General features: G+C 67.0%; 30 protein-coding genes. 21 read left to right on the top strand and 9 right to left on the bottom strand.

Features of this window, described 5'->3' with window-relative positions; translation table 11 throughout:
• Positions 1-4 precede the first annotated feature (4 nt).
• From BWQ93_RS09145 to BWQ93_RS09115, 7 genes are all read left to right on the top strand, one after another.
• Positions 5-760 carry a helix-turn-helix transcriptional regulator gene (locus BWQ93_RS09145; RefSeq protein WP_156878188.1) on the top strand — a complete coding sequence of 252 codons (756 nt, stop codon included), beginning with the start codon at positions 5-7 and terminating at the stop codon, positions 758-760.
• Positions 757-1,464, top strand: a complete 708-nt coding sequence (locus BWQ93_RS09140; RefSeq protein WP_077030276.1) for a FadR/GntR family transcriptional regulator — start codon at positions 757-759, stop codon at positions 1,462-1,464. Before BWQ93_RS09145 ends, BWQ93_RS09140 begins: the two co-directional genes overlap by 4 nt.
• The gene (locus tag BWQ93_RS09135; RefSeq protein WP_077030275.1) at positions 1,464-2,426 is read left to right on the top strand and encodes an ROK family protein; all 963 of its coding nucleotides are present in this window, start codon (positions 1,464-1,466) and stop codon (positions 2,424-2,426) included. The genes BWQ93_RS09140 and BWQ93_RS09135 overlap by 1 nt, the downstream gene beginning before the upstream one ends.
• Positions 2,427-2,594: 168 nt before the next feature.
• Positions 2,595-3,089 (top strand): response regulator transcription factor, encoded by a 495-nt coding sequence (locus BWQ93_RS09130; RefSeq protein ID WP_077030274.1) that lies wholly within the window; start codon positions 2,595-2,597, stop codon positions 3,087-3,089.
• Positions 3,090-3,148: 59 nt separating this feature from the next.
• Positions 3,149-3,514, top strand: a complete 366-nt coding sequence (locus tag BWQ93_RS09125; protein ID WP_077030273.1) for a hypothetical protein — start codon at positions 3,149-3,151, stop codon at positions 3,512-3,514.
• A 27-nt stretch (positions 3,515-3,541) separates the two neighbouring features.
• Positions 3,542-3,961 (top strand): hypothetical protein, encoded by a 420-nt coding sequence (locus BWQ93_RS09120; protein ID WP_077030272.1) that lies wholly within the window; start codon positions 3,542-3,544, stop codon positions 3,959-3,961.
• Between the two features lie 24 nt (positions 3,962-3,985).
• Positions 3,986-4,477, top strand: a complete 492-nt coding sequence (locus BWQ93_RS09115; RefSeq protein WP_077030271.1) for a winged helix DNA-binding protein — start codon at positions 3,986-3,988, stop codon at positions 4,475-4,477.
• 156 nt (positions 4,478-4,633) lie between these two features.
• Here BWQ93_RS09115 and BWQ93_RS09110 read toward each other — a convergent pair whose 3' ends face one another.
• From BWQ93_RS09110 to BWQ93_RS09085, 6 genes are all read right to left on the bottom strand, one after another.
• Positions 4,634-5,368, bottom strand: a complete 735-nt coding sequence (locus BWQ93_RS09110; protein ID WP_077030270.1) for a sigma-70 family RNA polymerase sigma factor — start codon at positions 5,366-5,368, stop codon at positions 4,634-4,636.
• Positions 5,358-7,478: a flagellar biosynthesis protein FlhA gene (gene flhA / locus BWQ93_RS09105; RefSeq protein ID WP_077030269.1), complete on the bottom strand. Its 2,121-nt coding sequence runs from the start codon at positions 7,476-7,478 to the stop codon at positions 5,358-5,360. The genes BWQ93_RS09110 and flhA overlap by 11 nt, the downstream gene beginning before the upstream one ends.
• Complete coding sequence (locus tag BWQ93_RS09100) at positions 7,475-8,299, bottom strand: transglycosylase SLT domain-containing protein (RefSeq protein WP_077030268.1); 825 nt, start codon at positions 8,297-8,299, stop codon at positions 7,475-7,477. The genes flhA and BWQ93_RS09100 overlap by 4 nt, the downstream gene beginning before the upstream one ends.
• Before the next feature lie 81 nt (positions 8,300-8,380).
• Positions 8,381-8,686 (bottom strand): hypothetical protein, encoded by a 306-nt coding sequence (locus BWQ93_RS09095; RefSeq protein WP_077030267.1) that lies wholly within the window; start codon positions 8,684-8,686, stop codon positions 8,381-8,383.
• Entirely contained in the window at positions 8,683-8,988 is a 306-nt protein-coding gene (gene flgM / locus BWQ93_RS09090; protein ID WP_077030266.1) for a flagellar biosynthesis anti-sigma factor FlgM, read from the bottom strand. The genes BWQ93_RS09095 and flgM overlap by 4 nt, the downstream gene beginning before the upstream one ends.
• A 201-nt stretch (positions 8,989-9,189) precedes the next feature.
• A complete protein-coding gene (locus tag BWQ93_RS09085; RefSeq protein ID WP_077030265.1) occupies positions 9,190-9,696 on the bottom strand; it encodes a flagella basal body P-ring formation protein FlgA in 507 nt (168 codons plus the stop codon).
• 274 nt (positions 9,697-9,970) lie between these two features.
• Here BWQ93_RS09085 and BWQ93_RS09080 point away from each other — a divergent pair, with 274 nt between their 5' ends.
• From BWQ93_RS09080 to BWQ93_RS09015, 14 genes are all read left to right on the top strand, one after another.
• Positions 9,971-10,309 (top strand): flagellar basal body rod protein FlgB, encoded by a 339-nt coding sequence (locus BWQ93_RS09080; protein ID WP_077030264.1) that lies wholly within the window; start codon positions 9,971-9,973, stop codon positions 10,307-10,309.
• Positions 10,310-10,311: 2 nt separating this feature from the next.
• On the top strand, positions 10,312-10,716 hold the full coding sequence (flgC, locus tag BWQ93_RS09075; RefSeq protein WP_077030263.1) for a flagellar basal body rod protein FlgC: 405 nt from the start codon (positions 10,312-10,314) through the stop codon (positions 10,714-10,716).
• Position 10,717: 1 nt separating this feature from the next.
• Positions 10,718-11,023, top strand: coding sequence for a flagellar hook assembly protein FlgD (locus BWQ93_RS09070; RefSeq protein WP_077030262.1), 306 nt, complete (start codon positions 10,718-10,720; stop codon positions 11,021-11,023).
• Between the two features lie 10 nt (positions 11,024-11,033).
• Complete coding sequence (locus BWQ93_RS09065; protein WP_077030261.1) at positions 11,034-11,861, top strand: flagellar hook-basal body complex protein; 828 nt, start codon at positions 11,034-11,036, stop codon at positions 11,859-11,861.
• A gap of 35 nt (positions 11,862-11,896) precedes the next feature.
• Positions 11,897-12,640 carry a flagellar basal body rod protein FlgF gene (locus BWQ93_RS09060; RefSeq protein ID WP_077030260.1) on the top strand — a complete coding sequence of 248 codons (744 nt, stop codon included), beginning with the start codon at positions 11,897-11,899 and terminating at the stop codon, positions 12,638-12,640.
• A gap of 12 nt (positions 12,641-12,652) precedes the next feature.
• Complete coding sequence (flgG, locus tag BWQ93_RS09055; protein WP_077030259.1) at positions 12,653-13,441, top strand: flagellar basal-body rod protein FlgG; 789 nt, start codon at positions 12,653-12,655, stop codon at positions 13,439-13,441.
• On the top strand, positions 13,422-14,099 hold the full coding sequence (locus tag BWQ93_RS09050; RefSeq protein WP_077030258.1) for a flagellar basal body L-ring protein FlgH: 678 nt from the start codon (positions 13,422-13,424) through the stop codon (positions 14,097-14,099). Before flgG ends, BWQ93_RS09050 begins: the two co-directional genes overlap by 20 nt.
• Positions 14,100-14,120: 21 nt before the next feature.
• Entirely contained in the window at positions 14,121-15,230 is a 1,110-nt protein-coding gene (locus BWQ93_RS09045) for a flagellar basal body P-ring protein FlgI (RefSeq protein WP_077030257.1), read from the top strand.
• Positions 15,227-15,544, top strand: coding sequence for a rod-binding protein (locus BWQ93_RS09040; RefSeq protein ID WP_083720769.1), 318 nt, complete (start codon positions 15,227-15,229; stop codon positions 15,542-15,544). Before BWQ93_RS09045 ends, BWQ93_RS09040 begins: the two co-directional genes overlap by 4 nt.
• Positions 15,541-16,866 (top strand): flagellar hook-associated protein FlgK, encoded by a 1,326-nt coding sequence (flgK, locus tag BWQ93_RS09035; protein ID WP_077030256.1) that lies wholly within the window; start codon positions 15,541-15,543, stop codon positions 16,864-16,866. The genes BWQ93_RS09040 and flgK overlap by 4 nt, the downstream gene beginning before the upstream one ends.
• A 15-nt stretch (positions 16,867-16,881) precedes the next feature.
• Positions 16,882-17,709: a flagellin gene (locus tag BWQ93_RS09030; protein ID WP_077030255.1), complete on the top strand. Its 828-nt coding sequence runs from the start codon at positions 16,882-16,884 to the stop codon at positions 17,707-17,709.
• 275 nt (positions 17,710-17,984) lie between these two features.
• The gene (motA, locus tag BWQ93_RS09025) at positions 17,985-18,848 is read left to right on the top strand and encodes a flagellar motor stator protein MotA (protein WP_077032289.1); all 864 of its coding nucleotides are present in this window, start codon (positions 17,985-17,987) and stop codon (positions 18,846-18,848) included.
• Complete coding sequence (locus BWQ93_RS09020) at positions 18,849-19,706, top strand: flagellar motor protein MotB (protein ID WP_077030254.1); 858 nt, start codon at positions 18,849-18,851, stop codon at positions 19,704-19,706.
• 194 nt (positions 19,707-19,900) lie between these two features.
• Positions 19,901-20,965 (top strand): sigma-54 interaction domain-containing protein, encoded by a 1,065-nt coding sequence (locus tag BWQ93_RS09015; protein ID WP_077030253.1) that lies wholly within the window; start codon positions 19,901-19,903, stop codon positions 20,963-20,965.
• A 260-nt stretch (positions 20,966-21,225) separates the two neighbouring features.
• Here BWQ93_RS09015 and BWQ93_RS09010 read toward each other — a convergent pair whose 3' ends face one another.
• The 3 genes from BWQ93_RS09010 to flhB are packed head-to-tail and all read right to left on the bottom strand — an operon-like array spanning position 21,226 to position 24,176.
• On the bottom strand, positions 21,226-21,615 hold the full coding sequence (locus BWQ93_RS09010) for a flagellar export chaperone FliS (RefSeq protein WP_083720767.1): 390 nt from the start codon (positions 21,613-21,615) through the stop codon (positions 21,226-21,228).
• A 12-nt stretch (positions 21,616-21,627) separates the two neighbouring features.
• Complete coding sequence (gene fliD / locus BWQ93_RS09005) at positions 21,628-22,992, bottom strand: flagellar filament capping protein FliD (RefSeq protein WP_083720765.1); 1,365 nt, start codon at positions 22,990-22,992, stop codon at positions 21,628-21,630.
• Positions 22,993-23,036: 44 nt separating this feature from the next.
• On the bottom strand, positions 23,037-24,176 hold the full coding sequence (gene flhB, locus BWQ93_RS09000) for a flagellar type III secretion system protein FlhB (protein WP_077030251.1): 1,140 nt from the start codon (positions 24,174-24,176) through the stop codon (positions 23,037-23,039).

Below are 24,176 nucleotides of genomic sequence, written 5' to 3'. Positions count from 1 at the left end.
TGCCATGGCGACCAAGCATGCGGTTATCGTTTCGCACGAGATGACGAGTTTTGTCGGGGAAGGGGGCTGCGATCGCCGCCTGCTGCCGCCCGATGCGATCATCCTCGGCTTCGGGGGGATCCAGGAGCCGGTGGTGAGCACGCTGGCCTTTCGCGATCTCGAAGATGCGGCGACCGACCATCTGCTCGTCTTCGCGGTGTCGCGCGGCGCGTGCCGCCGCCTGTTCGGCGAACTTCCCGATCCTGACGCGCGCTGGTACCTGCCCTCGGACCTGCGCGCGCTCGGCCAGTCGATCCTCGCGCCCGACAGCGACGCGCCCGCGGCCGACACGCTGCGCCTCGCGCGCTCGATCGAGCTGCTCTGCCAGTTTTTCGCGGCGCTTGCCGCCGGGCGCATGGTGCCGGTCGATGGCCAGCCGAGCCTTTGCGAAAGCGACATCGCGCGCATCGCCGCGGCCCGCCGCATCGTCGACGAGCGCTGGCACGAAAAGCTAACCCTCGACGACATCGCGAAGAGCTGCGGCATCAACCGTGACAAGCTGACGCGCGGTTTCCGCGAGCTCTATCATTGCACTGTCGCCGAGGCGCTGAGCGAGCGCCGCCTGCGCCAGGCGCGGCAGATGCTCGCGGCGAGCGACCTGCCGGTGGCGAGCATCGGCTATCGCTGCGGCTATCTCAATAACGCCAGCTTCACACGCGCCTTCTCGCGTCGCTTCGGCATGGCGCCGACCGCGATGCGCCGCGTTGGGGTGGCGGCATGAGCGGCATGCTCGACGCCGCGGCGGGGGGCTCGCTGGTCGAGCGCGCGATGGAGTTCGTTCGCGACCATATCCGCACCAACGACCTGAAGGTCGGTGACACGCTGCCGGGCGAGGGGAGTTTCGCGACGCAGATGGGGGTCAGCCGCCCGGTGATGCGCGAGGCGTTCGGCGCGCTCGCGGCGCTGCGGCTGGTGGATGTCGGCAACGGGCGCAAGCCGCGCGTCGGCGCGATCGACGGGTCGGTGATGGCGGCGTCGATGGGGCATGCGGTGAACACCGCGCAGGTCAGTCTCGCCGACGTGTGGGACGTCCGTCGCACGCTCGAGCTGCGCACCGCCGAACTCGCCGCCTTGAACCGCAGCGAGGAGCAGGCGCGCGCGATCCTGACCGCGGCGCACGGGCTGGCGGTCGATCATGACGAGGCGGCGCGCACCGCCGCCGACACCGCCTTTCACCAGACGATCGCCGCGGCGAGCGGCAATCCGCTCTTCTACCAGATCGTGCGTTCGTTCGAGGAGCTGATGGCGCTCGCGATCCCGCGCGCCTGGCAGCAGCGCACCACGACCGAGGAGCGCGAGGAGACGCTGGCGCTGCACCGCGAGGTTGCCGATGCGATCGCGGCACGCGAACCCGCGCGCGCACGCGTCGCGATGGAACAGCATTTCGCCAATTCGATCGGCGAGCGGCTGCGGGACGCGGGCTGATGGCCGCCGCGCCTGTGGCCGGGCGCTTCGCGGGGGTCGAGCTCGGCGGGACCAAGGTCATCGTCACCCTGGCCGACGGGCTCAACATCGTCGAACAGCATAATCTGCCGACGACGAACCCCGCCGAAACGCTGGGCGCCGCGGTCGCGCGGCTGGCGGCGTGGGACGATGCGGCGCCTTTGGCGGCGATCGGCATCGCGAGCTTCGGCCCGATCCGCGTCGATCCCGCGGCGGCCGACTATGGTACGATGCTTTATACCACCAAGCCAGGCTGGACCGGCGCGCGCGTCGTGCACGCCTTTGCTGAGCGCTTCGCCTGTCCGATCGCGCTCGACACCGACGTCAACGGCGCCGGCATCGCCGAGGCCGCGCTCGGCGCGGGGCGGGGGTGCAAGACCATCGTCTATCTGACGATCGGCACCGGGGTAGGCGGCGGCGTGATCGTCGGCGGACGCCCGGTGATCGGTCGGCTCCACCCCGAAATCGGCCACCTGCGCCTGCGCCGCGCCGACGGCGATCGCTTCGCCGGCGTCTGCGTCTTCCACGGTGACTGCATCGAAGGGCTATTGAGCGGCCCGGCGCTGCGCGCGCGCTTCGGCCGCGATCCGGCGACGGTCGATCCTGCCGATCCCGCATGGGAAATGGCCGCATCGGACCTTGCAGAACTTTTCGTCGCGCTGATGCTCACCCTGTCCCCCGATCGCATCGTCGTTGGCGGCAGCGTCACGCTGGGTCAGCCGGGCCTGCTGGCGCGTGCAACCGATCGCGCCGGTGAAAGGTTAATGAAGTATATCGCCGATTATGACGTTACGGCTTTATCGTGTATCGTCCGTCCGCCGGCGCTGAAGAACGACGCCGGACCGCTGGGAGCGATATTGCTGGCGGTGGGCGCGGATCAGGGCGGGACACCCGGTGTCACATCGGGCTTGCGTTCGGCGGCCCTTCGTGATTCACGGTGTTGAGAGCATAATAATCGGCTTCCGCCGATAGGGGCGCAACGAGCGGAGACTGGCATGAAGACAGATTATGCAGCGTCGGGACAGGCATGCGGCGTCGCCGCGCGCTCGCAGCGGCGGCTGCGGCGCGTGCGACCCGTCGTACCTAGTTAGTCAGCTTGATTTAGACCCCCGATGTATTATTCCCGATCCGTGCAAGGCGATCCCGATAATTATCTCAGCCTGCTGTCGGCCGCGCAGATCGAAACGTTGCGGCATGTTTTCGAGCATAAAAATTCCAAGGAAATCGCGCGGCTGATGAACGTGTCGCCGCACACGGTCGACGAGCGCGTTCGACGCGCTTTAAAAAAGCTTAATGTTTCCAATCGTGTGGAGGCCGCAACTATATTGGCTCGTAACGGTGTCTTCGACGATGTTACCCCTTATCAGCCTTTGACATATCAATCGCTTTACCTTTCGGACGGCGTCGCCGGCGACGAAGGCGACCCGGGGCAAAGGTCGGCGTGGCAGGTTCTGAACATCGGACTGCCATTCCCGACCAAGTCCCAGCCGATCAATCGGCATGGGTTGTTGGAAAGGATTGTCTGGCCAATCTTGATCGCCTTCGTGACGATTTTGGCATTCTCCGCTCTCTATTCGATCCTTGTCGGACTTGGTCGGTTGACCTGACGTTCGAATGAATGCTGGCGGGGGGAACCGGTAGCATTCCTTTTCCAAGGACCAAGAAAATGCTGAACCAACGACTCTCCGGCGCGAAAAAGATCGCTTCCGAGCTCCACCAGGCCGAAGACGCGATCGACGAGGCGATGATCCGCATCGCGAACCTCGCCGCGACGCTGCCCACCGTGCGCCGCGACACCAACATGTCGGCGATCGTCGGCCAGGAAGCGATGGCCAAGGTCGCGCATGCGCTCGCCGCCGCCGGCGATGTTCGCCAGCTGCTCACCGACGCGCATCTCGCGCTCAGCGTCACCCAGAAGGAGGTTGGCCTCGGCACCCGCATGTTCGGCGCCGGCGTGAAGCCCGCGAGCGCGACGCTCGACGAAGGCAGCAACGACCTGGTGGCAGCGGCGCCGCTGGCCAAGGCAGGCTGATAACCGCGAAGGGTAGAAATACGCCACATGTGGGCCGTTGCGATTTATTACGCTGTTTTGCTGGGCACGGTGGCCGTCGCGATGAGGCGCGGCGGCCCCCTGGAACGCTGGGCGGCGTATACGGCACTGATCGCATCGGTCTGCTCCACATTGGTGTCACCCGTTCCGGAATGGACGAATATCGAACTCAATATCTTCGTCATCGACCTCATCGTCTTGGGAAGTTTCTGGTATATCGCCTTCAAAACAGACCGATTTTGGCCCTATTGGATCACCGGCTGGCAATTGATCGCGATTTTCGGACATCTTCAGAAGCTGATGTTTTCGGAGATATTGGCGCGCCCCTATTCGCTGCTTTCGATATATATATCCTATCCGATCCTGTTCGTGATCATGTACGCGGCGGGATCGGCCAAACGGAACGGTGACATGAGGGCGACCGCCTAGCGGCGCCCCCAGGGGTCCCAAGTCATGCAGCAATTTTCGAATGTTGAAATTGCGGAAATCAAATCGCGGATCGACCAGATACAGGAGATGCTGGCGACGGGGCATAGCGCGCAAGTGCCGGCCGTGTCACAGCAGGATCGTATCGACGCGCCGGTCCCGGGCCTGATCGAGCAGCTCAACTTCAGCCTGCAGATGCGCCGCACGCGCAAGGCGCATTTCGGCAGCGCCCAGCTGACCGGGCCGACCTGGGACATGATGCTCGACCTGATGCTGGCCAAGACCAACGGCCGCGAACTGAGCGCGAGCGATCTCGCGACCGGCGCGGGGGTGCCCTTGTCGTCGGGGCTCCGCATGATCGCGCTGCTCGAACAGCTCGACCTCGCCGAACGCTACATCGACGAGCGCGACCGCCGCCGCTCGATCGTGCGGCTCACCGACAATGGCGTCGACAGCATGACGCGCTATTTCGAGAAAATCGGGCAGGCGTGGAGCGGCCGGCAGCGGTATGCGGCTTGAGGTAGTAGACAACGCTGCGTCATAAAGCCCGTTGGCGTCGAGCGAAGTCGAGACACCTCGAAGGCCGACGCTTCCCCAAAGTGTCTCGACTTCGCTCGACACCAACGGAATAGGGGTGATCTATAACCACCCGATGCCGCCACTTCTACGGTGCCGTCATTCCGTAACCTCGCGCAGCATCCGGTCGATCTTCGCCATCGCCCCGGCCTTGATCTGGCACACGCGCGCCGCGCTGACATCCAATGTCAGGCCGATTTCCTGCAGGTTCAGCTCTTCGAAGAAATACAGCTGCAGCACCAATTGCTCGCGCTCGGGCAGCCGCGCGATGCAGGCGCCCAGCGCCTCCAAAAGATCGTCCTGCTCCATCCGCTCGTCGGCCCCTTCGCTGTCGTCGGCGAAAAGGAAGCTGCCCTCGTCGACCAGCGCGTCGAGCGAGGTCGAGCGGCCGTAGGTCGCGCTGCGTTCGAGCGCGAAATATTCTTCCGGAGTCATCTCGAACGCCGCGGCCATTTCGCCGGTGGTCGGCGCGCGCATCAGATTCTGTTCGAGCGCGGCGCGGACCGAGGCGATGCGCTTGCTCGCGACCATCGCCGAGCGGCCGATATCGGCCTCGCGGCGCAGCTGGTCGATCATCGCGCCGCGGATGCGCGTCGAGGCATAGGTGGCGAAGGCATAGCCGCGATCCTCATAATGGCGGCTCGCCTCGATCAGCGCGATCAGCCCGGTCTGGATCAGGTCGTCGAGGTCGCTGGTGCGCGACACGCGCGAGAAGACCTGCCAAGCTATCTTGCGGACGAGCGGCGCATATTCGTCGATCAGTTCCTCGGCGCTGGCGCCATAGCCCTGCGGCGAGACGGCACGCGCGAACTGTTCGGCGGGCTCAATTCTCATGATGATGGTCCTTCATCTGGTCGGCGCTTTCGAGGCGGGGGACTTCGGCGCCGATCGTCGCGACGATCTCGGTCGCCTTGGTCGCCGGGATCTCGAGGTAGGAAATGACCGCGACGTCGGGGAAGGTCGCGCGCACCAGCCGCGACAGCGCGGGCCGGCAGATCGGCGACGCGACGAGCGCGAAGCTGCGGGTGGACAGGAGCAGGGGCTCGACCGCCTGGCCGACCTGGTCGATGATCTTCATCGCCAAGCCATGCTCGAACGGCCATTCGGCGCCGGGGTTGGCGCGCACCGCCTGGTTGAGCAGCATCTCGATCTCGGGGGTGAAGGTGACGACGGGCAGCGGCATGCGGCTGGGCACGATCGTCTGGACGATCAGCGCGCCGATGCGCTGGCGTACCGCCTCGACCAGCTCGGTTTCGCCGAGCTGCTGGCCCGACATCGCGACCATCGCCTCGGCGATCTTGCGGAAGTCGCGCAGCGGGATGCGTTCGATGAGCAGGGTCTTGCAGAGGCTGGCGATGCGCGGGAGGGGGAAGCCGGTCGGGGTCAGGCTGGCCGCGAGCTGCGGATAATGCGCCTTCAAATTGTCGACCAGCGCCTGCGCGTCGTCGATGCCGAACAGGTCCGACGCCGATCCGACGATGCTGTTGTTGAGGTGCGTCGCGACGACGGTCGCGGGATCGACAACGGTATAGCCCGCGGCGATCGCGTCGTTCTGCGCCGCGCGGGGGATCCACAGCGCGTCGAGCCCGAAGGTCGGATCCTTGCACGGCCGCCCCGCGACCTTGGTGATCAGGTCGCCCGAATCGAGCGCGAGCATCTCGTTGGGGAAGACCTCGTCCTCGCCGATGATCACCCCGGCGACCGAGATGCGATAGACGTTGCCGGGCAAAGACAGGTCGTCGCTGACCTTCACCGCGGGGACGACGAAGCCGAGTTCCTTCGACAGCTGGCGGCGGATGCCGGTGATGCGGCCCATCAGCGGCGCGCCCTTGCGTTCGTCGACCAGCGCGACGAGCGCGTAACCGATCTCGAGTTGGCACGCGCTGCCTTCGCTGACGTCGGCCCAGTCGATGAGGTGCGGGTCGGCGGGCGGCGTAGCGGGTTCGGCGGCGACGACCGCGGCGGCGGCGGCCGACTTGCGGAGCTGCCAGCCCATCGCGAGCGACAGTGCCGCGGCCGGGAGGATCAGCATCTGCGGCATCGCGGGGACGAGGCCGAGGATGAAGAGCACCCCGCCGACCGCAAACCATACCGACGGCGCCGCGAACTGGCTGCCGATCTGGTCGCTGAGGTTCATCGGCGAGGTGACGCGGGTGACGATCGCGGCGGCGGCGATCGAGAGCAGAAGCGCCGGGATCTGCGCGACGAGCGCGTCGCCGATCGCGAGCGTGACATAGGTGCTGCCGGCTTCGGAGAAGCTGAGGCCATGGCTGAACACGCCGAGGATCAGGCCGCCGACGATGTTGACGAACAGGATGAGCAGGCCAGCAACCGCGTCGCCCTTCACGAATTTCGACGCACCGTCCATCGAGCCGTAGAAATCGGCTTCGGTCGCGACTTCCTGGCGGCGCGCCTTGGCTTCGTCGGGCGTGAGCAGCCCGGCGTTCAAATCGGCGTCGATCGCCATCTGCTTGCCGGGAAGGGCGTCGAGGGTGAAGCGCGCCGACACTTCGGATACGCGGCCCGCGCCCTTGGTGATCACGACCATGTTGATGATCATCAGCACGACGAAGACGAACAGGCCGACGACATAGTCGCCGCCGATCAGCACCTGGCCGAACGCCTCGATCACATGGCCGGCCGCATGCGTGCCCTCGTGCCCGTGGACGAGCACGACGCGCGTCGAGGCGACGTTGAGCGCCAACCGGAACAGCGTGGTGAGCAGGAGGACGGTCGGGAAGGCCGAAAAATCCAGCGGCTTGGCGGCTGATAGCGCGACCATCAGCACCGCGAGGCTGATCATTATGTTGGCGACGAAGCTTATGTCGAGGATCAGCGGCGAGACCGGGATCACCATCAGCGCGACGAGGATCAGCATGCCCGCGGGCAGCGCGGCGGCGCCCGCGAAGCGGCCCGCCTGCTTCATGCTCGGAATCGCGGTCATGCGCTACCTCCGAGCGACGCGAGGCGCTGATAGGCCTGGGCGGCGAAGCCCATCGAGAGTTTCCTGGGCATCGGTTGAATATCCATCATCGGGAGCGGCGGGCGTCCGCCCTGGGTGCCGCTGGCGCTGGCCATCTGCATGCGCCAGCCGGGGTTGGCGGGCGGGGTGGTAGCGCCGGGCACGAAGCCGGGGGCGCCGCCCGCGTCGAGCTTGGCGCGGAAGCGTTCGCGAATGTCCTGCAGGCTGCGCATGCTGCCGTCGGAGGCGTAGAAGATCGAGCGGTTGGCCGCCGCCGCGTCGGGTAGCATCGCCGCGCCGGGCTGGTCGGGATCGGACGCCATCGCGGTCAGGAATTTGACCGCGCCGCCCGAGCCCAGGAAATGCGCGAGATAGAGGTCGACGGGCTCGGCGGCGCGGCCGATGCGGCTTTCGACATAGGCGCGGTTGTCCGAGGTGAAGGCGGCGGCCATTGCGGCCGAGGCGGCGGGGTCGTCGCGCAGGTCCATGATCTGCTGGCGCAATGTCGGATCGGTGACGGTGAGGCGGCCCGAGGCGTCTCGGCCGATCGCATTGGCTGCCCAGCCGAGGCCGTGGTCGGCGCCGTGGCGGTCGAGCGTCGCGAGCCAGGTTGAGCGCGTGAACTGATAGAGGCCGCGCGCCGACGAGGTCGATGCCTGCGCGGTCGGGTTGAACCCGCTTTCGACGCGCGCGACGTCGACCAGATAGTCGAAGTCGATGCCCGTGCGCGCCGACGCATCCTGCACCGCCGTCATCACGGGGGAGGCTGCGCCGCCGGCTGCACTGCTGTTGATCGTCGTCATGGCTTTCGGTCTCGCTGCATTCAGCAGGCCAAAAGCAATCATCGTGCCATTCGCCCGAAAGGCGCGGCTTTCTTTGGCTAATTAGTAGCTCAGCGCTATCCCTTGCGACCGCGTGCCGCGCAGTGCATGGCCGTTGTCAATCCTCTGACGCGTCCAGTCCCTGAGGATGTTGACGCGGATCGCTGCGGACTCGAGCTTGCGGAGGACCTTGTCGATCAGCATCCGCGCATGTTCCTCGCGGCCCGGCGGGACCTTGGCGCCCCTGAACAGGATCACCGCGGTCGCCAGCGCCTCGGTCGCGGCGATGATCGCGCCCGCGTCGTGCCCGTCGAGCGCCTCGACCAGCGCGTCGAGATGCGCCTGGACCTCGTCCATCTGCATCATCATGCGTAGGCGCCGGGGCCATGGAACTGCAGCATCGCGCGCGCGGTGGCGGCGGGGTCGAGCCGGTAGCTGCCGCCCGCGATCGCCTCGCGGATGGCTGCGACGCGGCCATGGTCGACCGGGACCGGCTGCTTCGCGATATCGGCGGCGAGGGTGATCAGGCTGGCGCTCGCCGCAACGTCCTGCATGGGACGCGACGCGGGCAGCGCGGGTTTTTCCTCGGTGGTGGCGGAGGTGAGTTTGCGCACGGCGCCGAGGCGCACGACATTGCCGACCTGCAATCCGATCTTGCCGTCTCCCGTCATATGCGCCTCCTTTCCAGGGCCCCGTCGGAAAATCGACGCGGCGCTTACAGGGGCTTTAACGGCGGGGTAGGCGGGCGATTAAGGCGCGTTTTGCGAAAAAGATAAGAAAAGGCCCGGCGGCGTCGGAAAACCGACAGCCACCGGGCCCGGGCAGGGTTTGTTGTCTAAAGCCCCTCCCCTGAAGGGGAGGGCGTGATTAGGTCAATCCGCCAGGCGCGCGCGGCCGGGGCCGGTGACGATGGCGCTGAGGCTCGATTTGGGGTCGCTGCCCTTGAGCGCGATGAGCTCGCCGACGCGGCCGTCCTGTGTCGCGGTTGCAGCATAGCTGATCGCGAAGCTTTCGGTTTCGATCGTCACGCGGACATTGTCGCCGCGGCGAATGGCGGGCGCGGTGGCGGCGGGCTTGGCGACGAAGCCGCCCGCGGCGCTGGCACCGGCCGGGCCGCTCATCGGCACGCGCAGCCGCCAGCCGAGCGAGGGACAGCGCACCGCGAGCGCATTAGCGTCGATCGCGGTGACCGACGCCTGTTCGGGGCAGCGCGCGAGCTTGATCCGGCGGTCGATCGGGGTCGCGGTGCGGCCCATCGCATTCGCCACCATCGCGGTGAGTACGTCGATCGTCTGCCAGTCCTCGCTGGCCTGCTGCGCCGATGCGGCGGGGATAGCGGCGGCAAGGGCGGCGACGCCTATGATGATCTTGCGGTTCACGACCCATCTCCTTCGGTCCAAAATGGTCGCTCGCAGGATTGCAGGATGCGTGCCAGTCTCGCTTTGCCGCGGGGTTTGGCGGACGCGCCGCCATCGGTGTCAGATTTTTGACCGGCCCCCGCGGGCACCCTGCGGCCTCTCGGCGTTGATCCGCGCAGGGCCCCGAAAACTGCGGGTTACGCTGGTTTGGCACGCCCATTGCATCATGCCTTGGTGTTTCCGCGCGTCTGCGCCGGCCAGTGCCGGTCGGGACCGCCAAGCAAGGAATGATGTGATGGCATCCGAAAAGCTCTTTGGCATCCACGCCAGCGCGCTTCAGCTGCGCAGCCAGCGGATGATGATGCTGGCGTCGAACATCGCCAACGCCGCGACGCCAGGTTACAAGGCGCGCGACCTCGACTTCTCGAAGGCGCTGGACCTCGCGCAGCAGGGCGGCGACATGCAGGGCGCGATTTCCTATCGCGTGCCCGTCCAGTCGTCGCTCGACGGCAACACCGTCGAAATGGCGACCGAGCAGACGGCGTTCGCCGAAAATGCGCTCGCCTATCGCTCGAGCCTTTCTTTCCTGTCGGGGCGCGTCAACACGCTGACCCGCGCGCTGAAGGGCGAGTGACCATGAACGGCTCGCTCTCGGTCTTCGACATCAGCGGTCGCGCGATGTCGGCGCAGCTCGTCCGCCTCAACACCACCGCGTCGAACCTGGCCAATGCCGGGACGACCGCGGGCAGCGAGGCGACCGCCTATCGCGCGATGAAGCCGGTGTTCCGCACCGTGATGGACGAACAGGGCCGCGCGACGGTGCAGGTCGACCAGGTCACCCAGACCAAGATGACCCCGACCAAGAAGCACGACCCCAACAACCCGCTGGCCGACGCCGAGGGCAATGTCTGGGAAGCCGCGGTCGATAGCGCCGCCGAGCTGGTCGAGATGGTTGAGACCGCCCGCCAGTATCAGAACAATGTCCAGGTCCTGGAAACCGCCAAGGGCCTGATCAACGAAACCCTCAGGATGGGACAGTAAGATGGCCGTGAACAGCATCACCAACAACAATAACCCGGTGATCAACCCGCCGGGCACCGCGAACCAGATGGGGCAGCAGGATTTCCTGCGCCTGATGACCGCGCAGCTGAGCCAGCAGGACCCGTTCAACCCGGTCGATAACCAGCAGATGGTCGCGCAGATGGCGCAATTCTCGAGCCTTGCCGGGATCACCGAGACCAACACGACGCTCCAGCAGATTTCCGAGCAGCTCACGGCGCAGACCCAGCTGCTCAAGGATATCAAGGCGGCGACCACGCCCGCCCCCACCGACACCACCCAGCAGTAAGGATAGTCCCATGTCTTTCTACACTTCGCTTTCGGGCCTCAAGGCCGCGCAGACCGACATGTCGGTCACGTCGAATAACATCGCCAACGCCGGCTCGATCGGCTTCAAGCGCAGCAAGGCGCAGTTCGGCGACATTTTCGCCGCTTCGCCAAGCCAGACGACCAAGATGGTCGCTGGGCAGGGCACGCGCCTCAATGGCATCACCCAGCAGTTCACCCAGGGGTCGTATGAATCGAGCGAGAAGACGTTCGATATGGCGATCATCGGCGACGGCATGTTCGTCGTGAAGGGCGAGCCGCCGCGCAACCAGGTCACCTACACCCGCAACGGCTCGTTCACGCCGCTCGAAGACGGGCGCGTGATCGACTCGACCGGCGCGACGCTGCAGCTGCTGCCCGTCGACGCCGACGGCAATGTCACCAGCCGCGACCTTGCGTCGACGCAGGATTTCGTCGTGCCGCAGCACGCTGCGGGCAATCCCGACGCCGCGCTGGTCAACATCTCGGTGGGCCTCGACGGCCTCGCCTCGGCAACCTTCGCCGACGGGTCGACGCAGAAACTCGGCAAGATCGCGATGGCGACCTTCCCCGCGATGGAGGGCCTTCGCCCCGTCGGCGACGCGCATTGGCAGTCGACCGGCAACAGCGGCCCGCCGACGATCGACGCCGCGACCAACGGCCCGATGGGCACGATCCGCTCGGGCGCGCTCGAACGCTCGAACGTCGACATCACCGAGGAACTGGTGATGCTGATCGCAGCGCAGCGCAATTTCCAGGCCAATGCCAAGGCGATCGAGGGCGCGTCCGCGCTGACCCAGACGATCATCGGCCTGCGCTGATAATCCGCTAACCGCCGCCTGCCGGAAGGATCCTCATGGACCGCGTCATCTATACCAGCCTCACCGCGATGCGGGGCAGCATGGCCCGGCAGACGGCGATCGCGAACAACCTCGCCAACGCCCAGACCCCAGGCTTCCGCGCCGATCTGGCCGAGGCGCAGTCCTTGTGGCTGCACGGCAACGGGCTCGGCGGGCGCGCGATGGCGTCGGAGGAAGTCGTCGGCGCCGACATGCGCGCCGGCACGATCACCGCGACGGGGCGCGACCTCGACATCGCGATGGCGGGCGAGGCGATGCTCGTCGTCCAGGCGCCGAACGGCGAGGAAGCCTATACCCGCCGCGGCGACCTGCAGGTCTCGCCGAGCGGGCTGCTCACCACGGGCGACGGCCATCCGGTGCAGGGGACGCAGGGTCCGGTGACGATCCCGCCCGCGGATTCGATCAAGATCGACCAGGAAGGGCGCGTCTTCGTCGTGCCCGCCGGCGGCGATCCCGAAAATCCGCAAGAGGTCGACCGGCTGCGGCTCGCGACCACGACGGGGTCGGACATCGTCAAGGGGCTCGACAACCTCTTCCGCGTGAAGGGCGGCGGCATATTGCCCGACGATCCCGAAGCGCGCGTCATCACCCGCTCAATCGAGGGCTCGAACGTCACCGCGACGGTCGCCCTCGTCGACATGATCGAGGCCAGCAAGGCCTGGGATTCGCAATTGAAGCTCATCGAGGACGCGCGCGACATGGACAGCTCGACCGCGAACCTGATGGCGCTGCCCCGTTAAGGAGATACGACAATGAGCTATGGTGCCCTGCACGTCGCGCGAACCGGTCTGGATGCCCAGGGCTTCCGGATGCAGGTGATCGCGAACAACCTCGCCAACGTGAACACCACGGGCTTCAAGCGCGACCGCGCCAATTTCGAGACGCTCGGTTATCAGATCATGACGCAGGCGGGGGCGCCCTCGTCGGCGGAGAACCGCTATGCGACGGGGCTCAACCTCGGCACCGGCGTCGAACTCGCGGGCACCTCGCGCATGGATACGCAGGGCACGCTGCAGACGACGGGCAACGCGCTCGACGTCGCGATCGAGGGCGCGGGCTATTTCCAAATCCAGATGCCCGACGGGCGTATGGGCTATACCCGCGCGGGCAATTTCAACCGCTCGCCCGACGGCACGATCGTCACCCCCGACGGCAAACCTATCCAGCCGCAGATCCAGATCCCCGAGGATGCCACCGGCATTTCGATCGGCGCCGACGGTACCGTCTCGGCGACGATCGCCGGCCAGGCCGAGGCGAGCGAACTCGGCCGTATCGAGGTCGCGCGCTTCGCCAATCCCTCGGGGCTGCAGGCGATCGGCGACAATATCCTGGTGGAGACCGCCGCCTCGGGCGCGCCGCTGGTCGGCGCTGCGGGCGAGGAAGGCCGCGGCACGCTGCGCGGCGGGATGCTCGAGGGATCGAACGTCAATGTCGTCGAGGAACTCGTCGACATGATCGAGACCCAGCGCGCGTACGAGGTCAATTCGAAGATGATCCAGGCCACCGACGAGATGCTGAAAAATGCGACCCAGACTCTCTAAGCTGGCCTCCGGCGCGCTCTTCTTCGGCCTGCTCGCGGTTCCGGCCGCGGTCGAGGCGAAGAAGGACAAGATCGCGCCCGACGCCTTTTCGGTCACCTTGCCCGACCCGGTGCCCCCGGCGCCGCCGGCCAATGGCTCGATCTTCCAGGGCAGCTATGTCGCGCTCACCTCGGGCGCGCGCGCCGGGCAGGTCGGCGATATCCTGACCATCCAGCTCGTCGAGCGCACCATCGGGGCGAAGAGCAACAGCGCGGGCACCAACCGCGACGGCAGCTTCGGCCTGACCCCGCCGACCACCGGTCCGTTGTCGCTGTTCAATCCCAGCGACGTCGCGATGGGCGGCGGTTCGCAGTTCAAGGGCAAGGGCGACGCCGCGCAGTCGAACATGCTGTCGGGCGAAGTCACCGTCACCGTCGCCGCGGTCTATCCGAACGGCACAATGCTGGTGAAGGGCGAGAAGCTCATCACGCTCAACCGCGGCGACGAACGCGTCCAGATCGCGGGTCTCGTCCGCGCGGCCGACGTCACCCCTGACAACCGCGTGCTGTCGACCCGCGTCGCCAATGCGCACATTCGCTACACCGGGAAGGGCGAGATCGCCCGCGCCAGCCAGCAGGGCTGGCTGCAGAAATTCTTCTCGATCATCAGCCCGTTCTGACAGCCGCAAAGGGACCAACCAGTGCGCCAGCGTCACGCCTTTCTCACCTTCCTCGCGCTCCTGATCGCCAGCTTCGCCTTTGCGGTGCCGGCGCAGGCGCAGCGCATCAAGGACATGGGCCAGTTCCAGGGCCTGCGCGCCAACCAGCTTACCGGTTACGGCATCGTCGTCGGGCTCGCGGGCACGGGCGACGACAGCCTCGACTATTCGACGCTGGGCATGAAAGGCGCGGTGCAGCGCTTCGGGCTGACGCTTCCCGCGGGCGTCAACCCGGCGCTCAAGAACGCCGCGGCGGTGATGATCACCGCCGAGCTGCCGCCCTTTGCCAAGCCCGGCCAGCGCCTCGACGTCACCGTCTCGGCGATCGGCAAGGCCAAGAGCCTGCGCGGCGGCACGCTGGTGCTCGCGCCGCTTTACGGCGCCGACGGCCAGATCTATGCGATGGTGCAGGGCAATCTGGTCATCGGCGGGCTCGGGGTCGATGCCGCCGACGGGTCGAAGCTGACGGTCAATGTGCCGTCGAGCGGCCGCATCGCCAATGGCGCGACGGTCGAGCGGTCGGTCGATACGGGCTTTGCCAGCAGCGAGATTTTGACCTTCAACCTCCATCAGTTCGACGCGACCAACGCCAAGGCGGTGACCGACGCGATCAACGCCGCCATCCCGGGCAGCGCATCGATGATCGACGGCGCCAGCATCGCGATCCGCGCCGCGGGTGGGGGCGACGCGCGCATGCGGCTGATGTCGCAGATCGAGAATCTCGGCGTCCGGCGCACCGAGGCGGCCGCGAAGGTCATCGTCAACGCGCGCACCGGCACGGTGGTGATCAACGGCGCGGTGCGCGTCGGCACCGCCGCGGTGTCGCAGGGCAAGCTGACCGTCGCGATCAAGGAATCGCCGCGCGTCGTCCAGCCCGAACCCTTCAGCCGTGGCCAGACCGCGGTCGAGGAATCGAGCGACGTCGACGTAACCGAGGAATATCGCCCGATGATGCTGGTCACGCCGACCGCGTCGCTCTCCGAACTCGTCGATGCGATCAACCGCATGGGCGTTCCCCCCGGCGACCTCGTCGCCATCCTCGAGGCGCTGAGCCAGGCCGGCGCGCTCACAGCCGAGTTGGTGATCATATGACGACGCCCATCTCCTTCTCGTCGGCGACCCCGACCCCCGCGGCCGCCGGCGGCGGCGACGGCGGGCTGCGCAAGGCGGCCGAGGCCTTCGAAGCGGTGATCCTGCGCCAGTTGCTGGCGTCGATGCGCCAGGCGAAGCTCGGTTCCGACATCTTCGGGTCGAGCGCGACCGACAATTTCCGCGAAATGGCCGACGCCAAGACCGCCGACAGCATCGCCGCGATGCGCCAGTTCGGCATCGCCGACATGGTCGAGCGCCAGTTCCGCGGTGTGACGGGCAGCGGCCCGACCAACCTCGGCGGAGGCGTGCAGTGAGCGATCTCCTCAGCATCGGCGCGAGCGGGCTCAAGGCCTATTCGCGCGCGATGACGACGATCGGCGACAATATCGCCAACGCGCAAACGCCGGGCTACGCCCGCCGCCGGCTGGCGCTGAGCGAAATGGCGAGCGGCACCGAGTCCGCGCTCGTCGGGCGCAACGTCAGCCCCGGCGGAGTGGTGATCGGCGGGCTCACCCGCTCGGTCGACAAATGGCTGATCGACGACGCGCGTGCCTCGTCGGGCGAGGCCGAGCGCGCGATGGCGCGCCTGTCGTGGATGACGCGCACCGAAGATGCGCTGAGCGACGACAGCAATGGCATCTCGACCAACCTCACCAAGCTTTTCACGACGGCCGACAAGCTGACCGCCGATCCGAACAACCGCACGCTGCGCGCCGAATTCCTGCAGACCGCGAAGGATATCGCGACGGGCTTCCAGGGCACCGCCAAGGAACTGGCGTCGATGTCCGAGGGGATTTCGGGCGAGGCCGCGACCGCGGTCGGCGAGATCAACGCCAATCTCGACGCGCTCGAGCGGATCAACGACGGGCTGCGCAAGGCGCGCCCGGGCTCGACCAACGAGGCGAGCCTGCTCGACGAGCGCGACCGGCTGGTCGATCAGATTTCGGCGCAGATGCCGGTGACGACTAGTTATGACGCCAAGGGTGCGGTGACCGTGCGCGCGGCGTCGTCGGGCGACATGCTCGTCGGCAATGCGACGGTGACCCATGTCTCGGTCGCCACCGGCGCCGACGGGCGGCTGAGTTTCACCGCCGGCGGCGCGCCGCTCGATCCGGGTTCGGGCAATCTTGCGGGCCTCGCGCAGGCGGCCGACCATGTCGCGGGCCAGCGCAGCGGGCTCGACGCCGCGGCGGCGGCGTTCGCGGGCCAGCTCAACGCCGCGCACCAGGCGGGCACCGACGCCAATGGCAATGCGGGGCAGCCGCTGTTCGGCGGCACGACCGCCGCGACGCTGACCGCCACCACGCTGTCGCCCGATCAGGTCGCCGCAGCCAATACCAGCGGCACGAACGGCAATATGCTGAGCATCGGCGGCATGCGCGGCGCGAACGATCCCGAAGCCGCCTGGTCGGGCCGCCTCGCCGAACAGGCGCAGGCGACCGCCTCGGCGCGCGCGCAAGGTGCCGCCGCCGCGACCCGCGCCGATGGCGCCGCCGCGGCGCGCGACAATGTCAGCGGGGTCGACCTCGACCAGGAAGCCGCCGACCTGCTGCGGTTCCAGCAGGCCTATTCGGCCGCCGCGCGCACGATACAGGTCGCGCGCGAGACCATGCAAGCGCTGCTGAGCGCGATTTAAGGAAAGGGCGCCGCGATGATCAACGCCGTTGGCAACCGCATGACGCGCGAGATCGCGCGCCAGTCGAAGCTGTCCGACCAACTCGACCGTATCCAGACGCAGATTTCGGGCGGCAAGAAATTGCTCCGCGCCTCGGACGATCCCGTCGCCTCGCGCCGCATCGCGACGATCGGCAAGGCGCAGGCGAGCAGCGCGACCTGGGCCGCGAACGTCAAGACCGCGAGCGCGCAGGTGTCGCAGGCCGACACCGCGCTGGGTTCGGTGGGCAATCTGCTAATCCGTGCGCGCGAACTGGCGCTGTCCGCGTCGAGCGGCACGACCAACCCCGCCGACCGCGCGAGCATCGCCGCCGAACTGTCGGCGATCGCCGACGAGATCGACGGTTTCGCCGCGACGCGCGATTCGAACGGCGAGCCGCTCTTCGCCGCCAATGCCAAGCAGGTCCGCTTCGACGCCGACATCAGCTTTGCGCCGGTGCCAGCGGCGGGCGATGTCTTCGTGGTCGGGGGCAACAGCCTGTCGACGGGGCTGCGCGATGCTGCGGCCGCGGTCGCCGCCGGCGATGCCGCCGCGACCGGTGCGGCGCTAACGACGCTCGGCGACAGCATTTCGCATGTCGCCGACACGCGCGCCGCGATGGGCCTGTCCGCCGGCCGGCTCGAACGCATCAGCGACAGCCTCGAGGCGCGCGATATCACGCTCGCCGACGAACGGTCGGTTGTCGAGGACACCGACCTGTCGGTCGCAATCGCCGAACTCAACGCGCAGAAACTGACGCTCGACGCCGCGCAGGCGGCCTTCGCGCGGATCAACCGGCAGACGCTCTTCGACCTTTTGAGCTGATCCCTCTGCTCTCTCCCGTTCAGTGGAGAGATACGCAGGCTTGCCGGTTTACCGGCTAGCCGAAGTTGAGAGGGGCAGGGCGCGTGCCCTCTCCAAGCTTCGCTAGCTCCTGACGGAGCAAGCGTCGCTATCCTCTCCCCTGAAGGGGAGAGGGCTTTGGGGATCACACAAGCGATTTCGCGGCAGAGCCTAAATCTTTCGCCGCCGCTGCCGTTAAGCATCGAGACGTCCCGTTTTTTGCAGGGGGGTGAAGCCCCCGACTGGAGTTGTTCAGCATGTTCCCCGCCATCGGCATCGTCGTTCTGATCCTGCTGGTCTTCGGGGGCTTTGCGCTGACCGGGGGCAATCTGGAACCGGTGCTGCACGCGCTGCCGCACGAAATGCTGATCATCGGCGGCGCCGCGGTCGGATCGCTGATCATCGGCAATTCGGGCAAGGAGCTGAAGGCGCTCGGCGGCGGCTTCGGCAAGGTGTTCAAGGGGCCGACGTACAAGAAGGCCGACTATCTCGACTGCATCCTGCTCGTCTCGACGCTGATGAAGATGATGCGCACCGAGGGGCCGGTCGCGGTCGAACCGCATATCGAGGATCCGGCCAGCTCGCCGATCTTCCAGCAATATCCCAAGCTGCTCAAGGACCAGACGCTGGTCCACCTGATCTGCGACACGCTGCGCCTGGTCGTGGTGTCGTCGGGCACGCTCGACCCGCATGCGGTCGAGGAGGTGATGGACAGCGCGATCAAGAACCACCACCATCATGCGATCAAGCCCGCCGACGGGCTGCAGAGCCTGGCCGATGCGCTGCCGGCGCTCGGCATCGTCGCGGCGGTGCTCGGCGTGGTGAAGACGATGGGCTCGATCGACCAGCCGCCGGCGGTGCTCGGCGCGATGATCGGCTCGGCGCTCGTCGGAACCTTCCTCGGCGTGCTGCTCGCTTATGGTTTCGTGGGTCCCTTCGCCAGCCGCGCGCGCGCGGTGATCGAAAGCGACTCCGCCATCTATCAGACGGTCAAGCAGCTGATCATCGCCTCGCTCCATGGCCATCCGCAGCCGCTGGTGATCGAGGCGGCGCGCTCGGGCGTCGACCATGACAACCAGCCGAGCTTCGCCGAGGTGTTCGACGGCATGCGGGGCAGGTAAATGGCCGCGCGTCCCAATACCCCGCTCCGCCCGATCATCGTCAAGAAGGTCATCGAGGCGCCGCACGCCGGCCATCACGGCGGCGCGTGGAAGGTGGCTTACGCCGACTTCGTGACCGCGATGATGGCCTTCTTCCTCTTGATGTGGCTGCTCGGCGCGACGACCGAGAAGCAGCGCAAGGCGCTCGCCGACTATTTCGCGCCGACGCTCGTCCAGTCGAAACAGGATACCGCGGGCTCGAACGGGCTGTTCGGCGGCGATTCCCTCGTGGCGGCCGACAAATATCCGCATGGCGCGGCGCAGACGGGCACCAAGTCGATGACGATCCCGCGCGACGCCACCGGCGGCCCGCGCGAGGCGTCGGGACGCGAAATGCAGCGCGCCAATTTCCAGAAGCTCGCCAAGTCGCTGCTGCGCGAGGTGCAGGCGAAGAGCGAGATCCGCCGGCTGGCACCCAATATCCGTTTCACCGAAACGCGCGAGGGGCTGCGCATCGATATCGTCGACGACGCCGACTTCTCGATGTTCGTCGTCGGCACCAACCAGCTGACCCCCGACGCGACGCGGCTTTTCGCCGAGATCGCGAAGATCGTCGCCGAGGTTCCGAACCAGGTGATGATCCGCGGGCATACCGACGCCAGCCCTTGGTCGGCCAAGACGGGAATGAACAATTGGCGCCTGTCGGTCGAACGCGCCGAAGTCGCACGCCAATATCTCGCCTTTCGCGGCATCGGTTCGGACCGCTTTTCGCGCATCGAGGGGGTGGCGGATACCGAGCCCTATGTGCCGTCGGACCGATTCGATCCGCGCAACCGCCGCATCTCGGTCACGCTGGGCTGGGACGTCGGAGCCAATTGACGACAACAATTAGTGCCAGATTGGCAGCATCAAAATCCTTAACGACGCAGTTGCGCCGTCATTGCTGCCAGATTGGCAATAACCCTTTGTTTTGAAGGGGTTAGGCCGCTGTGGTTAGCAGTTTGTTTACCAGATTCCGCAATCTCTTGGCTCATCGAGAAGCGCCGAATTGGGGGGCGCGGTGGAGACCGAGAATGACCAAGGTGGGGAACGGCAGCGACCAGGCTGCCCTGGAAATGCTGATCATCGGGCACAGCCCCGCCGCGCAGCGACTGCGCGACATGATCCGCCGCGTGGCGCGTTCGAACGCCTCGGTGATGCTCTGCGGCCCGTCGGGCTCGGGCAAGGAACTGGTGGCCCGCGCGATCCACGACGAAGGCGCCCGTTCGGGCAAGGCCTTCTCCGCAATCAACTGCGGCGCGATCCCCGGCGACCTCATCGAATCCGAACTTTTCGGGCATGAAAAGGGCAGCTTCACCGGTGCCCATGCCCGTCGCATCGGCCATTTCGAAGCGAGCGAGGGCGGCACGCTCTTCCTCGACGAAATCGGCGACATGCGTTTCGACATGCAGGTCAAACTGCTCCGCGTGCTCGAAGAGCGGACGATCGTCCGCGTCGGCAGCAGCGATGTGAAGGCCGTTGACGTCCGCGTCATTTCGGCCACCCACCAGGATCTCGGCGCCGCGATCGCCGATGGCAAGTTCCGCGAAGATCTGTTCTTCCGGCTCGGCGTGGTCGTCCTCCAGGTCCCCAGCCTGGCCGACCGCGTCGAGGATATCCCCGCGCTGATCCGCCATTTCCAGCGCAAGATGCCCGGCGAAGCCAAGTGCCGCTATGACGAGGCCGCGATGGCGCTGCTGATGCAGCACCGCTGGCCGGGCAATGTCCGCGAGCTCCGCAATTTCGTCGAGCGCGCCAGCGTGCTGCACGGCGGCGAGACGCTGGGCGCCGAGGACGTCGTCCTCCTTTTGAACCCCACCGCCGCGCTTCAGCCGCGACAGGCCATCCCCACCGGCTTCGTCGCGGCAGAAGCCAGCGCGGAAGACACCACGCCCGCCATGCCCTTCGCCAAGGCGCCGGCCCCGGGCCGCCCGATCGACCTGAAGCGCGAGATCGAGACGATCGAGCTCGAGCAGATCCATGTCGCGCTCGACCTGGCCGACGGCATCATTTCGGAAGCGGCGCGTCTTTTGACGCTTAAGCGCACCACGCTCATCGAAAAGATGCGCAAATATGGAGTTCAGCAACAGGCAGCCTGAGCGTCCCCACCCGTCTCAGTGCCGCTGAATCGGCACCGGTTCGCTTCCCACCCCATACCAGTCCCCACCTTGGTCGCGGGGCAGGGGAGCGAGCCGGTGCCGACGTTTTTTGTTGTGTTCCCCTCCCTGAAAGGGAGGGGTCAGGGTGGGTGCGAGCTAAGCGAGCCGTGCGGCCGCGAGCGTCGCCGACCCACCCTCGCTGCGAACTAACCAGCAAGCTGGCAAGTCTCGCTGTCCCTCTCTTTCAGGGAGGGGAAGGCTTACCTCAACTGTCGCCAGGCGCTGCTCACCGTCTGGATGCCCTCCAGCAGCTCGTCGAGCCCCTCGGCATCGTTCGCCGCGACGGCCTTGTCGAGCTTCCGCCTCATGCTGCCATAGACGCGCGTGAGCGCCGCGGCGACGTCGCCGCCAGCCTCATGATCCAGCCCTGCGTCGAGCCCGATCAGGATCGCGCGCGCGCGGTGCGCGGGTTCGGTCGCCGAGATTCGCTGCCCCTGGCGCACCATCGCCGCGAGCACGCCGACCGCGATCTCCAGCTCGTCGTAGAGCATGGTGACGAGTTCGACGGGGTCGGCGGCCGCAGCTCGGCTTTCGCTCTGCATGCGGCGATAGAGGCCGGTCGCGCGGACGGTGGAGGCGGTGGCTGGCACGGACGGTCGCCCTTAGTCGTTCTGGCTGTTCCACATCTCGATCTGCTGTTCGAGATAGGTCTGGGTGGCCTTCAAGGCCGCGAGCTTGGCGTCGAGCCCGCCGAACTGCTTTTCGAGCCGGGCCTCATAGGCGTCCTCGCGCTCTTCGATCTTTTCGAGCTGTTCGGCCAGCGTCTCGCCCTTTTCCGACAGCGACTTCGACACGCGGTCGAGCACGCCGTCGGCGGCGATCGCCTTGTCGCGGATCGCATCGAGCGCAAAGGCGATGCCGGGATCGGTCGCCTCGGTGTGCGCCGCGTCGCGGCGCGGATTGAACAGCGCCTCCACCGCGCCGGCGTCGGCGGCGAGCGCCTTATCGAGCTTTGCGCTGTCGAGCGACAGCAACCCGTCCTTGGTCGAACCGATGCCGATGTCGCTGAGCTTGTTGATGCTGCCGTGGCTGGTCAGCACTTTGCTGACGAGCGCCTGCAGCTCGCGTTCGAGCTCGCGCAGCCCCGTGGTCGCGCCCGACATCGCCGAGGCCGACTGCAGGCTCTTCTTGAGCTGGTTGTACACGTCGACGAAGTCGCCGACGGTCTGCTTGATCATGTCGAGCGGGCGGCTGGCGCCGATATCGACCGGCTGGCCGGGCGCGGCTTTCTTGAGCGTCAGCGACATGCCGGGGACGACGTCGTCGACGATGTTCGAGGCGCGGCTGAAGGCGACGCCGTCGAGGGTGAATTCGGCGTTGGTCGCGCTCTGGCCCAGCGTCATGCCGCCGCCCGAGCCATAAGCGAAGCCGGCGAGGGCCGGGGTCGCGGTTTCGAGCGTGAAGCTGTTCGCGGCGCCCGTCGGCCCCTTCATGATGATGCGGTGCCCACCCTCGTCGGCGACGATCGAGGCGGTGACCCCGGCGCCGCTGGCGTTGATGGCATTGGCGAGCCCGTCGAGGCTGTCGTTGGTCGCGCCGATGGTGATCGTCTTCGCGACGCCGCCCACGGTCAGCGTCATCGTGCCCTGGCCGATCGGTGCCGCTTTGTCGGCGACGATGCCCGAATAGACGGTCTGCGCGCGGGCGAGCTGGGTCACTTCGATCGTCGCGGCGAAGCTGTCGGCCGACAGGCCCGCGCGCGAGGTGGCGCTGAGTATGCTGTCGTCGGATACGGTCGGCGTGCTGCGCAAAGTGCCGTCGGAGACCATCTGGCTGAGCGAATTCGCGAAACCCTCGAGATCGGACTTGGCCTGCGCGACCGCGCTGATCTTGACCTGGTTCTTCTTGTACAGCTCGTTGACCCGCTCGACCTTGGGCTCGCGCGACGCGGCGGCAAGGTCCTTGACCAATTGCTGGGTATCGATGCCCGATCCGAAGCCGAGGCTGTTGGCGATTGAACTGACCATGCGCGCTATCCTTCGAAGCTGTTAACGGCAGGCCGCGCGGGGGATTAAGCCTGTTTGCGCCCATCCGCGTCGAAGCGGTGCGTTTCGGGCACCTCGATATCGGGCTGCGCCAGCCCCTCGGCGACCGCGCGTTCGAGGCGGAAGACGAAGGCCAGGATCGTCGCGACCGCGACGAACAATTCCTCGGGGATGACGCGCCCGGCGCGCGCGGTGAAATAGATCGCACGCGCGAGCTGCGGATATTCGAGGATCGGCACGTCGGTGCCGCGCGCCAGCTCGCGGATCGCGAGCGCGACCTCGCCGCGGCCGCGCGCGACGACCACCGGCGCGGCGTCGATGCCGGGGCGATAGCGGAGCGCGACCGAGAAATGCGTCGGGTTGGTCAGGATCACCGTCGCCTCCGACACCGCCTTGCGCGCCGAGCCGCTCAGCATCTCGTGCGCGCGCTGGCGCTGCGCCTGCTTGAGTTCGGGCGCGCCGTCGGACTGGCGCATCTCTTCCTTGATTTCCTGCTTGCTCATCATCAGCCGCTTGCGCCGCTGCAGCCACTGCGTCGGCACGTCGATCAGCGCGATGACGACGAGGCCGCCGGCCATCACCAGCACCGACTGCGCCACCGCCTGGCCCGCGAGCCCGATCGCCGAATGGAGGTCGCTCGACGCCATGTGCAGGATCGCGGGCAAATTCTTGGCGACCAGCCAGTAACCGATCGCACCAAGCAGCAGCACTTTGGCGAGCGCCTTGCCGAGTTCGGTCGCACCCTGCATGCCGAACATGCGCTTGAGCCCGCTCATGGGGTTCATGCGATTGCCCTTGAAGCCGAGCGCCTTGCCGCGCCAGCCCATCGAGCCGAGCAGCGCGGGACCCGCGAAGGCGGCGAGCAGCGCCGCGGCGAAGAGACTGGCGAGTGGCAGCAGCACCTCGGTGCCGTTGCGGAGCAGCGCTTCGCCCGGCGAAAAATCGGTGATATCGCCGCGGTCGAGCGTCAGCCCGCGCGAGACGAGCTCGCCGACGGTGCGCACGAACCAGCCGCCCGCGGCGACCAACCAGCCCGCCGCGACGAGCATCATCAGCGCCGTCGCCAGCTCGCGCGACTGGAGCACATCGCCCTCGCGCGCGGAGTCCGCGAGCTTCTTGGGCGTCGGCAGTTCTGTTTTCTGGTCCTTCTCGGTCGTCCCCGACAT

Origin of the sequence: Sphingopyxis sp. QXT-31 (genome assembly GCF_001984035.1) — a bacterium.
GTDB lineage: Bacteria > Pseudomonadota > Alphaproteobacteria > Sphingomonadales > Sphingomonadaceae > Sphingopyxis.
Note: the sequence above shows the minus strand (reverse complement) of the source record. Positions and strands in the feature narration are given on the sequence as shown.